Source organism: Acidobacteriota bacterium (assembly GCA_028874215.1).
In the GTDB taxonomy this organism is placed as follows: Bacteria; Acidobacteriota; UBA6911; order RPQK01; family JAJDTT01; genus JAJDTT01.
Genome location: JAPPLF010000007.1, coordinates 123,946 through 138,214 on the forward strand (window position 1 = coordinate 123,946; position 14,269 = coordinate 138,214).

At 63.8% G+C, this 14,269-nt stretch carries 14 protein-coding genes and 2 tRNA genes; 11 read left to right on the forward strand and 5 right to left on the reverse strand.

Annotation, left to right across the window (positions count from 1 at the left end):
- Positions 1-574: 574 nt before the first annotated feature.
- A complete protein-coding gene (locus OXT71_01850; GenBank protein ID MDE2925125.1) occupies positions 575-907 on the forward strand; it encodes a hypothetical protein in 333 nt (110 codons plus the stop codon).
- A 230-nt stretch (positions 908-1,137) separates the two neighbouring features.
- Here the strand turns inward: OXT71_01850 and OXT71_01855 are convergent, their stop codons facing one another.
- Positions 1,138-2,358 (reverse strand): PLP-dependent aminotransferase family protein, encoded by a 1,221-nt coding sequence (locus OXT71_01855; protein ID MDE2925126.1) that lies wholly within the window; start codon positions 2,356-2,358, stop codon positions 1,138-1,140.
- 90 nt (positions 2,359-2,448) lie between these two features.
- On the opposite strand from OXT71_01855, the gene OXT71_01860 reads away from it, so the two are divergent.
- The 5 genes from OXT71_01860 to OXT71_01880 all read left to right on the forward strand — a co-directional run bounded on the left by OXT71_01860 (position 2,449) and on the right by OXT71_01880 (position 8,792).
- The gene (locus tag OXT71_01860; GenBank protein ID MDE2925127.1) at positions 2,449-4,467 is read left to right on the forward strand and encodes an ABC transporter substrate-binding protein; all 2,019 of its coding nucleotides are present in this window, start codon (positions 2,449-2,451) and stop codon (positions 4,465-4,467) included.
- Between the two features lie 94 nt (positions 4,468-4,561).
- Positions 4,562-5,554 (forward strand): ABC transporter permease, encoded by a 993-nt coding sequence (locus tag OXT71_01865; GenBank protein ID MDE2925128.1) that lies wholly within the window; start codon positions 4,562-4,564, stop codon positions 5,552-5,554.
- On the forward strand, positions 5,551-6,663 hold the full coding sequence (locus OXT71_01870) for an ABC transporter permease (GenBank protein MDE2925129.1): 1,113 nt from the start codon (positions 5,551-5,553) through the stop codon (positions 6,661-6,663). Before OXT71_01865 ends, OXT71_01870 begins: the two co-directional genes overlap by 4 nt.
- A gap of 5 nt (positions 6,664-6,668) precedes the next feature.
- Positions 6,669-7,757, forward strand: a complete 1,089-nt coding sequence (locus tag OXT71_01875) for an ABC transporter ATP-binding protein (GenBank protein MDE2925130.1) — start codon at positions 6,669-6,671, stop codon at positions 7,755-7,757.
- A gap of 3 nt (positions 7,758-7,760) precedes the next feature.
- Positions 7,761-8,792 carry an ATP-binding cassette domain-containing protein gene (locus tag OXT71_01880; GenBank protein MDE2925131.1) on the forward strand — a complete coding sequence of 344 codons (1,032 nt, stop codon included), beginning with the start codon at positions 7,761-7,763 and terminating at the stop codon, positions 8,790-8,792.
- 128 nt (positions 8,793-8,920) lie between these two features.
- On the opposite strand, the gene OXT71_01885 is transcribed toward OXT71_01880, so the two are convergent.
- A tRNA-Arg gene (locus OXT71_01885) sits at positions 8,921-8,997 on the reverse strand.
- A gap of 79 nt (positions 8,998-9,076) precedes the next feature.
- A tRNA-Glu gene (locus OXT71_01890) sits at positions 9,077-9,151 on the reverse strand.
- A 186-nt stretch (positions 9,152-9,337) separates the two neighbouring features.
- Between OXT71_01890 and OXT71_01895 the strand changes: the two genes are divergently transcribed.
- The gene (locus OXT71_01895; protein MDE2925132.1) at positions 9,338-9,730 is read left to right on the forward strand and encodes a hypothetical protein; all 393 of its coding nucleotides are present in this window, start codon (positions 9,338-9,340) and stop codon (positions 9,728-9,730) included.
- A complete protein-coding gene (locus OXT71_01900) occupies positions 9,730-10,032 on the forward strand; it encodes a hypothetical protein (protein MDE2925133.1) in 303 nt (100 codons plus the stop codon). The genes OXT71_01895 and OXT71_01900 overlap by 1 nt, the downstream gene beginning before the upstream one ends.
- A 49-nt stretch (positions 10,033-10,081) precedes the next feature.
- On the opposite strand, the gene OXT71_01905 is transcribed toward OXT71_01900, so the two are convergent.
- Together OXT71_01905 and OXT71_01910 are read right to left on the reverse strand one after the other, a co-directional pair.
- On the reverse strand, positions 10,082-10,264 hold the full coding sequence (locus OXT71_01905; GenBank protein ID MDE2925134.1) for a hypothetical protein: 183 nt from the start codon (positions 10,262-10,264) through the stop codon (positions 10,082-10,084).
- A 5-nt stretch (positions 10,265-10,269) separates the two neighbouring features.
- Positions 10,270-11,262, reverse strand: a complete 993-nt coding sequence (locus OXT71_01910; GenBank protein MDE2925135.1) for a hypothetical protein — start codon at positions 11,260-11,262, stop codon at positions 10,270-10,272.
- A 239-nt stretch (positions 11,263-11,501) separates the two neighbouring features.
- Here OXT71_01910 and OXT71_01915 point away from each other — a divergent pair, with 239 nt between their 5' ends.
- From OXT71_01915 to OXT71_01925, 3 genes are all read left to right on the forward strand, one after another.
- The gene (locus OXT71_01915; protein ID MDE2925136.1) at positions 11,502-11,867 is read left to right on the forward strand and encodes a ferredoxin family protein; all 366 of its coding nucleotides are present in this window, start codon (positions 11,502-11,504) and stop codon (positions 11,865-11,867) included.
- 369 nt (positions 11,868-12,236) lie between these two features.
- Positions 12,237-13,040, forward strand: coding sequence for an aldolase/citrate lyase family protein (locus OXT71_01920; GenBank protein MDE2925137.1), 804 nt, complete (start codon positions 12,237-12,239; stop codon positions 13,038-13,040).
- Between the two features lie 78 nt (positions 13,041-13,118).
- Entirely contained in the window at positions 13,119-14,195 is a 1,077-nt protein-coding gene (locus OXT71_01925) for a c-type cytochrome (GenBank protein ID MDE2925138.1), read from the forward strand.
- Positions 14,196-14,269 lie beyond the last annotated feature (74 nt).

A 14,269-nucleotide genomic window follows, 5' to 3' on the forward strand; every position in this document is an offset into this window, starting at 1 on the left:
ATGGTTCAGGCTTCTGAGATTCGTAAGGGCGACCCACGGCGGCAGAGGCTATTCAAATGGCAGTTTCCGATGCAGCACATCGAAGTATCCGCCAGCGTAGATCTTTAGCGGCGTCAAGCCGCGTCTCGAAACCAAACTTCGGCACACCTCATGCAAGATTTCTTGTCGCGAATTCCGGGCGTCCATGTGAAGCTGGCGGGATTCTTTGTGGCCCCGGACCGGCTCCCATTGATTTCACCCCTTTCCGGCCGGTAGCGCAGAAAGAGTCTTCCAGGTGGAGGATCTAGTCAACGGATGGGCAAATGCCTGTCAGAGAACACGATAGGAGGATGTTTTCGTTTTTCGAAAGAAGATGACAACGGCTGCCATCCCGTTATCAGAGGGTCTCCGGATACACGGAGCGCTCAGACCGGAGAGAGTTGCGAAGTCTCCAGTCTATACGTATCGGACTGTCACCATCGGGAGCGAAAGTTAGTCTGCACGGGTGCGACATTCCCTGCCTGCCGTCGAGGCCGGCACATCGTTTGTTTCGTCTCCTCAGATCAATAGGTTAGCGGGTCCGTACCCCCGGCGAATGATGTTCCTCAAATACCTGCTCAGGCTGGGCGTGTGGATCGTCCTGATCCCATTGTGGATCTACGTGGGCTGGTCCCTTGTGAACGGGACGTTCCATTGGCGATACCTCGCCGGCGCCATCCTACCGATCATCTTCTGGGCCGTGTACCGATGGGTCCATGAACAAAACGAGGCGGCGATAGACGAAGAGGAGCGCGAAGAGGAGCGTCTGAGGCGCTTCCGCCAGCACCGGGATCACTACGACCGGCGATATGGCGCCCAGTCTCGCAACCGGTGGAAGGAGCACCGGTGGGAGGCTGCCCACCCCGAGGCTAGAGAGCCGGATGAGTAAGAGGAAGAACCAGCATCTCCACACGGTCGAGCGGTGTGCTGTCCGTGATCTGGAGACTGAACAAGGTCCGAACTCCTGGATCTCTTCACAAACCCAAGATGACAGGTGTTAATCGTCGCTTTCTTCGGTCCCAGCGACTTCCTCGTAGCTGATCGGGCCGACCCTTTGCCGCAGTTGTCTGGAACGGATCGAGCGCTTCATGACCACCGCGGCGCCGCTGATCCGGGCACCTACACCGACGCGACGGTTTCCCGTCGGCAGATTCCGGCCAGCAGCCGCATTCCCTCCTGAATGACCCGGGGAGGATCGTACCCGAAACAGAGCCTGGCGCAGTTGTGACCCGAATTTCCCCCGGGCGACAGGCGTATGCCGGGAAAGATGATAATACCCTCGCGCAGGGCCCGGTCGGCAATCGCCTGCATGTCGACCGCAGGAGCCAAAGTCAGCCAGATGAACAGGCCGCCCCGGGGACGGCTCCAGGAGGCTTCGATATCCGATCGCTCCCCGAATCCCTCCGCCAAGCCCGCCAGCATGGCGTCCCGCTTGCGGCTGAGGATTCCGTTGGCGGACCGGATGTGCTCCTCCAGGTGGGTCACGGCATAACGATGGATGGCCAGCGCCCCCAACTGGCTCACCCCCCCGCCACTCTTGATGGCCGAGATCCGGTCCAGGAGCGGAGAAGGTCCGGCCAGGTAACCGAGGCGCACGCCCGGTCCGATGATCTTGGAGAAGGAACCGACGTACACCACCACCCCATCGGTATCGAGGGAGGCGATCGCCGGCACCGGCTCCCCCTCAAAACGAAGGTCCACGTAGCAATCGTCTTCCAGGATCGCGATCCCGTGCCGTTGGGCCGTCTCCAACAGGTGCTGCCGGCGCTCCAGGCTCATGACCCATCCCAGGGGATTCTGGAAAGTCGGAATCGTGTAGATGAGCTTGACCCGCTTCCCTTCGCTGCAAGCGCTTCGGATCGCTCTCTCCAGCGCATCGGGCAGGAATCCTTCCTGGTCGCAGGCCACCCCGCGGATATCGGCCCCGAATCGCCTCAGAATACCCAGAGTCCCCGGATAGGTGAACTCTTCGGTCAGGACCACCTCGCCCGGGTTCATCAGCGCTTCGATGATCATGTGATTGGGCTGGCTGGAACCGTCCCCGAGGATGATGTCCTGCGCCGAAACCGAAAGACCCCGGTCCCGCGCCAGCTTCTCGGCGACGTACTCCCGCAAGGGCGGATATCCCGAAGGATGGGGGTATTTGGCGAGATCTCTCCCTTCCTCTTCGAGGCCCACTCGAAGGCCTTCCGCCAACTCCGCCAGCGGCAGGGAGCCGGGATCGGGATAGGCCACGCCGAAATCGTAGGTTGCGGCCGGATGAGCCCCCCGCGGCCCCGCCTGGCGGGGTATGGAGCGGGAATAAACGTCGTCCTGGGCGAACAAGCTTGGTTGCGACATGGTTGGATCCTCCCGGCGCCCGGGACGAGTCCGCTTGCGGCATCTCCCCGGCTCTGCCATTCTGCCAGACCATCGACGATTGCCGATGAAATGTCCAGCCGAAGGTCGACATTCCTCCCTTTCCTCGCGGCCTTGGGCGCCCTCTGCTGCCAGCCGGCTCTCGACTCGGAAATACCCGGGTCCTCGCCCTATCTGATCTCCGACGAAACCCCGCAGGGGGCCGCGATCGTCCTGGACCCGGAACGCCGGCCCCGCCGTTTCCGGGAGGCCCCGATGCTGGCCCGCCTGGTGGCCCAGGGCAAGCTGCCGCCGGTCGAGGAACGGCTGCCGGAGAATCCGCTGGTGCTCCAGCCCATCGAGGCCATCGGCCGGTACGGAGGAACCGTGCAATCCGGAATGATCGCCAAGGGTCTCAACGAAGAGATGAACCGGATCATGGGCATGGAGAAGTTCCTCTTCTACGACGCGTCCGGGACCCGAATCGTCCCCAGCGTGGCCGAGGACTGGCGCCAGAGCGAGGATGGCCGCCGCCTCCGAATTCACCTCCGGCGAGGCATGCGCTGGTCCGACGGCCATCCCTTCACCGCGGAGGACGTGCGCTTCTACTGGGAAGATCTCAACGCCCACCCCGACGTGTTTCCCTTCCCCGATCCGGACCTGGTGGTCAACGGCAAGCAGATGCGCTTCCGGGTCCTGGATCCGCACACGGTGCTCTTCCGATACGACGACCCGTATCACCGGCTCCTGGAGATCGTGGCCTCCGCCTTCAGCCGGTTCGGGGGAGGCGTCTTCGGAGAGTTTCTCTGGGGGCCCTACGCGCCGGCGCACTATCTCAAGCAGTTCCATCCCAGCTACGTGTCCCCGGAGGATCTCCGTCGCAAGGTGCGGGAATCACAGCAGGAGGACTGGGTCGGGCTGATGAAGCTCCGGAACAACTACGCCCTGAACGCCGAACTGCCCGTCCTGATGCCCTGGAGGACCGTGCAGGCGCGGGACAGTTCCGCGTGGGTCCTGGAACGGAACCCTTATTTCTGGGAGGTGGACACGGAAGGCAACCAGCTTCCCTATATCGATCGCTGGGTCCTGACCAAGGCCACGGACCGCGAGGTCGTCAACCTGCGGGCCATCGCCGGCGAGTATGATTTTCAGTACCGGGATCTGGACCTTCAGAATCTGCCCGTCTTTCTGGAGCATGCCGGGGAGGAAAACTACAACATCCATCTCGACCCCTCCCCCTCGAGGATGCTCTTCGGCTGCTACTTCAACCTGGGGTGGGAGGGAGATCCCGAGATCTCCAGGTTGCTGCGGAACGCCGACTTCCGGCGCGCGCTCTCACTGGGTCTCCGCCGATCCCAGTTCAGTGACGCCTTCTACTTCTCCTTGGCCCGCCCCGGCGCGGCCGGGCCCAACTCGGCGCATCCCGAACACCCGGGCGAGAGCTACCTGACCCTCTGGTCCGCCTACGACCCGCACCGGGCCAATGCCATGCTGGACGGCCTGGGACTGGAGGAACGGGACAGCGAAGGATACCGGATGCGAAGCGACGGCCGCGGCCGATTGCGAATCCGGATTCCGGCGCCCTCCGATCGCCTGGTGATCCCCAAGTTCCAGATGTTGGAACAGCAGCTCGAAGAACTGGGCATCGCCGTGGACGTTCCCATCCTGGGACGGACCCTCTGGTGGGAGGAGATGCGGGCCAACCGCACCCAGATCACCTGTTGGACCAATCCCACCCAGTCCGTCTGGGGGAGCCAGCCCATGTATGTCCTTCCCGTCGACCGGATTTCCCCCATCGGCCCCCTTTTCGGCCTCTGGTTTTCCAGCAACGGACGACTGGGGAAACGACCCGCCGACCCGCAGATTCTCCGGGCCCAGGATCTCTATCGGTTCGGCCGAACCCAACCTGACGTGGAAAGGACCCGGATCGGACGGGAGATCTGGGGGACCGCCATTCGTGAGCAGTGGATGATGAGCACCGTTGGCGGGGGGCCCGGCAGGGTGCGCCTCGTCCACCGGCGGCTGGGCAACGTCCCGGCCCGGCTCTGTACCCGGGACGATTGCCGCTACCCGTCCACGGGCCGCCTGGAGACCCTGTATTGGAAGGAGTAGTATTGCGTCCGGGAGCGGTCAACGCGTCTCATCCGGATCGTCTGCAAACCCCGTCCGGCGCCGCCCTCCGGCAGGCCGGCACCAGATGACCGATATGGCTGCCTATCTGCGCCACCGCCTGCTCCAGGCGGCCCTGACGATCTGGGCCATCAGCATCATCTCATTCGTACTCATCGAGCTCCCGCCGGGGGATTTCGTCACGGCCTACGTGGATCGCCGGGCCTCCCAGGGGATTCCCCTGCCCCCGGATGAGGTCCAGGTTCTGAGGGTCCGCTACGGCTTGGACCAACCGGCGGCGCAGCGCTATCTGATCTGGATGGGGCGGTTGCTCCGGGGCGATCTGGGCGTCTCCTGGATTCGGGGACAGCCGGTCTCGGAGATCATCTCCGATCGTCTCTGGCTCACCATGGCCGTGTCGCTGGCCGCCATCCTGTTCACCTGGGCGGTGGCTCTGCCGGTGGGAGTCTACTCGGCCATCCGCCAATACTCGGCGGGAGACTACCTGTTCACCCTCCTCTGCTTCGCCGGCGTCGGGGTGCCCAACTTCCTGCTCGGCCTCCTGGTCATGTACCTGGGATTCGCCTGGTTCGATGCGGACGTGGGCGGGCTGCTCTCGGCCCGATACGTGGACGCTCCCTGGGACGCGGCCAAGCTCTGGGACCTGGTCAAACATCTGCCGCTGCCGGCCCTGGTCCTGGGTATGGGGGGCACGGCCTACATGATTCGGATCCTGCGGGCCAATTTGCTGGATGAACTCTCCAAGCCGTACGTGCTCACGGCCAGGGCCAAGGGACTCTCCGAGATCCGGCTCCTCCTCAGATATCCCCTGCGCGTGGCCCTGAATCCGTTCGTCAGCACGGCCGGCTACCTGCTTCCCTACCTGGTGTCGGGCAGCATCATCGTCTCCATGGTCATGAGCCTTCCCACCGTGGCGCCGGTCCTGCTGTCGGCTCTCATGGACCAGGACCTCTATCTGGCCGGCACCCTGGTGCTCCTGCTGGGCGCCCTCACCGTGGCGGGAACCCTGATCTCCGATTTGCTCCTGCTCTGGATCGACCCCAGGATCCGGTTCCGGGGGAGGTCATGAATCGGGAGCCGGAGGAATTCGGGGCCCAACTCGAAACCGCGTCCGCCTGGCAACTGACCTGGAGACGGTTCCGCCGCCACAAGCTGGGCGTGGTCGCCCTGATCTTCCTGGGATTCCTGTACCTGGTGGTCCTCCTGGCCGACTTCCTGGCCACCGCCGATCCGAACCGAATCGACGCCGGCCGGGCCTACCGTCCTCCCCAGCCCATCCACCTCCGGGACGAAGGCGGATTCAACCCCCATGTCCACGCGGTGTCCGGGGAGTGGGACCACCGCATTTTTCGAAGGGTCCACCGCACCGATCCGGAACGGAGGTATCCAGTCCGGCTTCTGGTCAGAGGTTACGAGTACGAGTTTCTGGGACTGTTTCCCACCGGTCTGCACCTCATGGGCGTGGAAGGTGACGCCCACGCCCTCTCGATACTGGGCACGGACGGACTGGGACGCGATCTCTACTCCCGCCTGGTCCACGGCACCCGGACCTCCCTGACCATCGGCCTGGTGGGGGTCGTCCTGAGCCTGGTTCTGGGAGTCGTGCTGGGGGGGATCTCCGGGTTCTACGGAGGAACGGTCGACACGGTCATTCAGCGAATCATCGAGATCCTGCTCTCCATCCCAACCATTCCCCTGTGGCTGGGACTGGCCGCCGCCATGCCCCGGGATTGGGGCGTGCTTCGAGTCTATTTCATCCTGACCGTGATCCTGTCCCTCATCGGATGGACGCGCCTGGGCCGGGAAGTTCGCGGCCGGTTCCTGGTGCTGCGCCGGGAAGACTATGTCCTGGCCGCCGAACTGATGGGCGCCGGCCGCGCCTCCATCATCGGGCGCCACCTGGTGCCCGCCATCACCAGCCACGTCATCGCCACCGCCACCCTGGCCCTTCCGGCCATGATCATCGCCGAAACCTCGCTGAGCTTCCTGGGGCTGGGACTGCGTCCGCCGGCCATCAGTTGGGGAATTCTGCTTCAGGGAGCCCAACAGGTGCAGGTCCTGGCGCTGAGACCCTGGCTGCTGGCTCCCGCAGTTCCCGTCGTCGCAGCCATTCTGGCCTTCAACTTCGCGGGCGACGGCCTGCGTGACGCCGCGGATCCCTACGCGAGGAGAACGTGACGCCCATGTCTGAGGACTGGATCCTCTCGGTCAAGGACCTGAAGACCCACTTCTTTACCCGGGAAGGGGTCGTCCGTGCTGTGGACGGCGTCGGATTCGACCTGGCCCCCGGGCAGGTGTTGGGCATCGTGGGGGAAAGCGGCTGCGGCAAGAGCGTCACGGCCCTGTCCATCCTGGGCATCGTGGACCATCCGGGACGCATCGTGGAAGGCCGAATCCTGCTCCGTCCGGCCGAGGGGGGTCGTCCCGCGGATCTGGCAAGATTGCACCCCAGGGGACGCCGGATCCGATCGATCCGGGGCGGGGAGATCGCTCTCATCTTCCAGGAACCCATGACCTCGCTGAGTCCGGTGCACACCATCGGCCAGCAGATCTCGGAGACCATTCGGCTGCACCACCGCGTGGACCGGCGGCGGTCCCGGGAACAGGCGGTGGAGATCCTGCGCTCGGTGGGCATGCCCGATCCCGAGGAGGGGACGAAGCTGTATCCCTTCCAGCTCAGCGGCGGACTGCGCCAGCGAGCCCTGATCGCCCAAGCGCTGGCGGGCGAACCCCGGGTCCTCATCGCCGACGAACCCACCACGGCCCTGGATGTGACCACGCAGGCCCAGATCCTGGACTTGCTGCGGGATCTCCAGAAGAAGAGAGGGATGGCCATCGTTCTCATCACCCACGACCTTGGGGTGATTGCGGAGATGGCCGACGAGGTCCTTGTGATGTACTTGGGAAAAGGGGTGGAGAGAGCGCCCGTCGATAGCATCTTCCACTCGCCCGGACATCCTTATACCCGCGCCCTCCTGAACTCCATGCCCGGTCTGGGCGCCGCCGCGAAGCAGGCGCTTCCCGGCATCTCCGGCGCCGTGCCGCCCGCCTTCCGGCGGCCCGCCGGGTGTTCGTTCCACCCTCGCTGCCCGGAATTCCTGGACGGGACCTGCAATCGGAGGGAACCGCAACCGGTGATGGTGAGCCCGGACCAAGAGGTGTTGTGCTTGCTCCGTGAGCCGGAAAAGCCGTCCCAAACGCGGCAGGACCGTCCGAAAACGGACACTTCGTCCCGAAAACGGACACTTCGTCCCGATCGAAAAGGAGAGTAGAGATTGAGACCCGGGACCCTCCTCGACGTCAGGAACCTGACCAAGCACTTCCCGGTCCGTTCCGGCCCTTTCCAGCGGAAGAGCGGCACGGTTCAGGCCGTCACGGATGTCAGTTTCGAACTGAGCGAGGGGGAATCGCTGTCGCTGGTGGGAGAGTCCGGCTGCGGCAAGACCACGCTGGCCCGGACTCTCCTCCGGGGATACGAGGCGACCGCCGGATCGGCCCGGTTCCGAACCGAAGAGGATCAAGTCGTCGATCTGCTGAAGCTGCCCCGCCGCCGGCTCAAACCCTTGCGGCGGCAACTGCAGATGGTCTTCCAGGACCCCTACTCCTCCCTGAATCCCAGGATGACGGTTCAGCAGATCATCGGCGAACCATTGCGCATTCACGCCGGGGAGCTGGGGGTCCCCACCCGGGCGGGCCGCCGGGAACGGGTCCGCGAGCTGTTGTTGCAGGTGGGGCTGCGGCCCGAGGCGGCCCGGCGCTACCCCCACGCCTTCAGCGGAGGGGAGAGGCAGCGGATCGGCATCGCCCGAACTCTGGCCACCCGGCCCCGGCTGGTGGTGGCGGACGAACCGGTCTCGGCCCTGGACGTCTCCGTCCAGGCCCAGATCCTCAACCTGATGTTGGAACTGCAAAACCGGTACCGCATCGGCACGCTGCTCCTCACTCACAACCTGATGGTGGTCCGTCACGTCAGCGACCGGGTCGCCGTCATGTACCTGGGGAGGATCATGGAGACGGCCCCCACCGGGACTCTCTTCACGAGTCCCGGACACCCGTATACGGCGGCCCTTCTCGATGCGATCCCCCGGCCCGATCCCCGGGTCCGGAACCGGCCCAGAATCAAACTGAGCGGCGAAGTTCCCAGCCCCCGGAACCCACCCTCCGGATGCCCCTTCCATCCCCGCTGCGTCCACGCCCGGGATCGATGCGGCAACGACCTGCCGGAGTTGGAGCAAATCGCCCCCGGGCACCAGGTCCGATGCCACCTCTGGCGGGAGTTGGACTTGAATGGAGCGACGAATCGCTAATCGTCATGGAGCGGCGGATTCCAGCCGCCGAACTTCAATGGAGCAATGCCCAGAGAGGGAACCGGCGATGGACCCACTTTCCAACCTGAGATTTGGAGCTTGAGATTTGGAAAGCCCAGGAAACTTTATGGTACGCCCGACAGGATTCGAACCTGTGGCCTTCGGCTCCGGAGGCCGACGCTCTATCCAGCTGAGCTACGGGCGCACCCGACAGACAGACGGAGTGTAGCAGAACCACCCTGGATATGAGAGCGAACCGGCCACGAATGCAGGAGAATCGGAGACGTCCCCAACGGGATTTGAACCCGTGTTGCCGCCTTGAAAGGGCGGTGTCCTAGGCCAGGCTAGACGATGGGGACGTCAGATTTGAAGCGCGCATTCTAGCAGCCGTTCCCGACGGCTGTCCACCGGCCGGTCAGACCGGCCAGCCAGATCGTACGTGCTGAGAAAACCGGAAAAAAACCTTGAGGATGTCCTCTAGCCGGACCATGGGTGGGGCAAAAAGTTCCGCAATTTCCCCTTTGAGCAAACGTGTGAGTCACGACATGCACCATCGTTGGAAGCCGATAGAAGACTATGAATCCCACGCGGATCTGGCTACAGCCGAACTCGGTGCATTGGCCCAAGTCTGGCGCGAGCAATTCGAGCGGCTGGGCAGTCAGGATTCATACCGCCGGTTCGAAGCACGATTGAAGCGCGAATGGGCCATCGAGACCGGGTTGATCGAGCGCCTTTACACGCTCGACCGCGTCATCACCCAATTGCTCATCGAACGTGGGATCCACGCGGCATTGATTCCGCACGAAAGCGGGGCCAATCCTGGCGCCATTGCGGCGATGATCAGAGATCACGAGGCAGCAGTCGATGGCGTATTCGAATTCGTGAAGGGCACCCGCCCACTGTCCACAAGCTACACATCAAGGAGCTGCACGCCCTGATGACTCGGCATCAGGCAACCGTGGATGGCATCGACTTCCTGGGCAGAAAGACATCGGTTCCGCTCATTCGCGGCGCCTGCAAGCGCCTGCCCAACAATCCGTTGCGGCCGGACGGCACGATCCACGTGTACTGCCCTCCGGAACAGGTCGATTCGGAAATCGGGCCGGTCACGGCCGTGACGGACAGCGTCTTCCTGATCAACTACAAGGAACGTCCGGATGAGGCTGCGGCCCGGTTCTCTACCTGGCTGGAAGACGCTATCGTACGCAGTCTAAAGCTGTGGCAGGAGACAGCACCGTAGCGCCGGCGAGCAGTCGGCGATCACCGCCTGTATCCTCCGTCATTGGGCGTCACTCATTTTGCTTGTCGACCAGCGGCACGCCGCATTGGCGGCATTGCCAACGGCGCCGGGCGTTGAGAATGCCGCACTCCGGGCAGCGCCGGTACATGACGCGGGCGAACAGTTGAGTCAGAAGCGCGCACCCGACCAGGATCCCCACCACCACCAACACGCTCAGAATCGTCGCGGCCATGGCGGTTACCGGAAGGAAGAGGCCGCCCGGGCCGCGGCGGAATCGGAACAACAGAAGTTGGCGGAGTGAATCGAAGGAAACGGACTGTCCCATCCCGCCCGCGAAAAGCAGTCTTGAGCCTGCTCCCGCAGCCACTGGGTGACGTTCGGATGAGGGAGCAGCCCCATTCTGTCGGCGCTGTAGTCCAATCCCTCCAAAACCTCATCGTAGGGTCCGAATCCGAATACCCGGAACGGGACGACCAATACCCTTCCCTGCCGGCTCTGTTTCGACACGAAACCCCGGATCCGCTCCTCGGCCACCTTGCGCTTGTCTTCCCAGTCTTCTCTCAGGGTCTCGACCCGAATCTCCCGAAACTTGCCCAGCGCCTTCAGTCCCTGGGTCAGGATCTGCATCCGGTCCTTCCAGTACCGGTCACGGGCATCGGACCCGACACCGTGCCCGATGACAAGCACCGATTCGGCCGCCGGAGATTCGCTCAATGCCCGGACCCGGTCCAACAGCACATCCCCGGCCAGACGGGAGTCCAGCAGGCCCGCAGCGCTCAAGATAACTTGGGACTCCAGCTCGAGGGGAGGCGGAATCTCCGATCCTCTCAACAGCCGGACCGCATCGCGGGTCATCTTGTGGTGATGATGATCATGGTGCAGGAAAAAGGGAGGCGGCTGGTCACTCACGCCCAGCAGGTACTCGGTCTGCGACAGAAAGGACCTGCCGTCCATGAAGAGCCGGACTACGGCGATCTTCCGCACCCCTTGCTCTTCGAGCTGCAGGATGCCCTGCCGCAAGGGCTCCCGTTGCGCCATTCCATAGGCCACCACCACCGGACAGACCTTCTCCAGCGGCGCCACGGCTTCCTTGACGGCCCGGTTCCACTGCTCGTCGCCGCCGTGAGCCATGATCAGCAGGCCGGAGTCATGGGCGCCGCCGGCCGGACCCTGCGACCAGACGGCGCCGACTCCCATCAGCAGAACACCAATCCACACCCATCGCTTCATGGCCACACCCATCGCCCACTCGAACTCCCAGCCGGTTGCGGTTCCGGCCGGCGGCGCACTTTTCGAACCGTTTCGATTCCTGGTTCTCGCCGGGGCGCCATGATGGAACAGAACCTGTCCGAGATCAACACTCGTGCACGTATTGAGGCATGACCTGCCGGCCGCGGACCTCATTGCCTGATATCAGTCTTCCTTGCTATAGTGGCGCCCTCAACGGGTCCAGCAGAAGGAGCACGAGAATGACCTACATTGTGACCGAACGATGTGTTGACAACCGTTACACCGACTGTGTCGCCGACTGTCCTGTCGACTGCTTTTACGAGATCGAAGATCCGCACATGCTGATCATCAATCCCGACGAGTGTATCGACTGCGACGCCTGCGTCTCGTTGTGCCCGGTCAACGCCATCTACCCCGAATCCGAGGTGCCGGAAGAGTACGACGAGTGGATCGACATGAACGACCCGGAACTCTGCACCGACGACAATCGGATTACCGACACGGACGCGCCGCTGGACACGGCCATCACCATCGAAGAGGTGAAGGAAAGGGAGGAAGAGGATTTCGGCGAGGCACTGGAGGATCCATCCAGCGCCGCACACTGAATGCTTCCCCGGTCTGTTCGAGGGTCGATCCCGGCTTCCCGGACCGCCCGTTGTCCGAGGTCCCCCGGGATCGGCAGGAGGTCATTCGAAGAATTTCGGGAGCCGGTAAACAACCGCCTGCGCTCCCGGCCCCAAGTCGAATCCATTCCAGGCTCCGCGCGGCCGCAGGCCGAACTTCGCGGCGCCCGGCTCCGAGGCGGCAGTCGTATTGCCCCCCCTCTCCACCATTCGAATTTCCTTTTGACCCCGCGGGACCCCAATCCCATCCCTGCGTCAGGTCCAATCTCGTCCGGAGGTGCACCGCTGAGGTCCGGTCGTAGTAGACTGGCCGGAAGGAGCGCGAACCGGCTGACAGGAGACAACTAAGCGATGAAACGGAACAAGCTGAGAGAGGCTCTGAACGCCGGAAGGCCCACGGTCGGGACCCACATCCACAGTTCCTGGCCATCGGTGGTGGAGATCATCGGCCATACGGGAGTCTTCGACTACATCGAATTCGTTGCGGAGTACGCTCCATTCGACCTCTTCTCCCTGGAAAACGTGTGCCGGGCGGCGGAGTTGCTGGGGCTTTCCTCCATGATCAAGCTGGACCAGGAACCCCGGCGTTTTCTGGCTCAACGGTCCATCGGCGCCGGATTCGACAGTGTCCTGTTCGCCGACTGCCGGAATCCGGATGACGTGCGGGAGTGCATCCGGGCGGTCAAGCCGGAAACTCCCGACGCCGGCGGCTACCACGGCGTCGGCGTACGCCGGAGCAGCTACGTGCATGGTTCCGGACAATCGGATTACCCTCAGCAGTTGGACGACGTGGTGATCGCGTTCATGATCGAAAAGCGCACTGCGGTCGATGCTCTCGACGAGATCCTTGCCCTGGGAGGGGTGGACATGGTCCAGTGGGGTCCCGCCGACTACGCTCTGAGCATCGGCCGCCCCGGCGAGTTTCATGCGCCCGACGTCCGGGAAACGGAGCGGAGGGTGATCGCCACCTGCCTGGAAGCAGGGGTTCCGCCCCGTGCGGAGATCGAGAGCGTGGACCGGGCCAAGTACTACCTGGATCTGGGCGTTCGCCACTTCTGCATGGGCACCGACGTCATGATTCTGTATCAATTTCTGAGAGACCAGGGAGAGAAGCTCCAGGACGAGCTTGGCGAGACGCTCGGTAAAGCGCCGTAAGGGATTCGACCCTCCCGGCCACGGCGCATCCGGGGGCGAGGTGAAATGCTGGCCGTTACAGACTCACGGGAGGAGACAATGCATCGATCCACATCCGTAACTCCAAGTCGCCGGTACTCTTGGGCCCTGACCATCACTCTCCTCGCCGGACTGTGGGGCTGCGCCCCGGCCCCGCCGCCCCCCGCAGAGGAACCGGCCCCGCAGTGGCCCGAGTTGGCGGGCTACGAGTCCATGGCCATCCCCGAGGACAACGCCATGACGGTGGCCAAGATCGAATTGGGGAAACAGCTCTACTACGACCCCCGGCTCAGCGGAGACGGCGTTCGGTCATGCTACGGCTGCCACCTGAAGGAACACGGCCTGACCGACGGCAAGCCCGTCGCCATCGGGGCTTTCGACAAGACCCTGACCCGATCCAGTCCGACTCTGTGGAACATCGGATACCACTCCGAGCTCTACTGGGACGGACGCACCAAGGGGTTGGAAGCCCAGGTGAAGGGCGCCTGGCGCGGTGGAAACATGGGCGCCTCGGGCAAGGACGGCGCCCCCAGCATGGACGATGTCTGCGCCAAGCTGAACGAGATCCCCGGCTACAAGGAGCAGTTCCAGGCCATCTTCGGCGGCGACGCCAATCCGGACCGCGTTGCCCAGGCCGTGGCCTCGTTCATGCGGACCATCGTCGCCGTGGGCTCTCCCTGGGTCCGTTTCCGGGAAGGAGACGAGTCGGCTCTGAGTGAAGCGGCCCGGCGCGGATACACCATTTTCAGCGAAAAGGCCAAGTGCACCAACTGCCACGACGGCCTGCTCCTGACCGACCTCCAGTATCACAACGTGGGCATCGGAATGGACGCCGAGTCGCCTGACATCGGCCGCGCCAAGGTCTCCGGAGACGAGCAGGACACGGGCGCCTTCAAGACACCCACCTTGCTTGACATCGCGGAATCGGCGCCGTACTTCCACGACGGGAGCGCGGCCACCCTGGAAGAAGCCGTGGACGTGATGCTGGGCGGCGGCAAGCCGAACCAGTGGCTGGACGAGGAGAACCTCCGGGAGGCCAAGGAAGCCGAGTTGACCGAAGAGGAAGTGGCCGACCTCCTGGCCTTCCTGCGAGAGCTCGACGTCGACTACGACGTCAACCCGCCGGAGCTGCCTTGACAGCACCTGGCAATAGTCATCACGGCATTCGACCGTCCCTGCACAGGCGCGGACTGCGTTGCGATTCGGGCACA

Excerpts from the sequence above, each read along its gene's own strand:
- OXT71_01850 (MDE2925125.1), top strand. The coding sequence starts at position 575 with ATGATGTTCCTCAAATACCTGCTCAGGCTGGGCGTGTGGATCGTCCTG.
- OXT71_01855 (MDE2925126.1), bottom strand. The coding sequence starts at position 2,358 with ATGTCGCAACCAAGCTTGTTCGCCCAGGACGACGTTTATTCCCGCTCC.
- OXT71_01860 (MDE2925127.1), top strand. The coding sequence starts at position 2,449 with ATGTCCAGCCGAAGGTCGACATTCCTCCCTTTCCTCGCGGCCTTGGGC.
- OXT71_01865 (MDE2925128.1), top strand. The coding sequence starts at position 4,562 with ATGGCTGCCTATCTGCGCCACCGCCTGCTCCAGGCGGCCCTGACGATC.
- OXT71_01870 (MDE2925129.1), top strand. The coding sequence starts at position 5,551 with ATGAATCGGGAGCCGGAGGAATTCGGGGCCCAACTCGAAACCGCGTCC.
- OXT71_01875 (MDE2925130.1), top strand. The coding sequence starts at position 6,669 with ATGTCTGAGGACTGGATCCTCTCGGTCAAGGACCTGAAGACCCACTTC.
- OXT71_01895 (MDE2925132.1), top strand. The coding sequence starts at position 9,338 with ATGCACCATCGTTGGAAGCCGATAGAAGACTATGAATCCCACGCGGAT.
- OXT71_01900 (MDE2925133.1), top strand. The coding sequence starts at position 9,730 with ATGACTCGGCATCAGGCAACCGTGGATGGCATCGACTTCCTGGGCAGA.
- OXT71_01905 (MDE2925134.1), bottom strand. The coding sequence starts at position 10,264 with ATGGCCGCGACGATTCTGAGCGTGTTGGTGGTGGTGGGGATCCTGGTC.
- OXT71_01910 (MDE2925135.1), bottom strand. The coding sequence starts at position 11,262 with ATGAAGCGATGGGTGTGGATTGGTGTTCTGCTGATGGGAGTCGGCGCC.
- OXT71_01915 (MDE2925136.1), top strand. The coding sequence starts at position 11,502 with ATGACCTACATTGTGACCGAACGATGTGTTGACAACCGTTACACCGAC.
- OXT71_01920 (MDE2925137.1), top strand. The coding sequence starts at position 12,237 with ATGAAACGGAACAAGCTGAGAGAGGCTCTGAACGCCGGAAGGCCCACG.
- OXT71_01925 (MDE2925138.1), top strand. The coding sequence starts at position 13,119 with ATGCATCGATCCACATCCGTAACTCCAAGTCGCCGGTACTCTTGGGCC.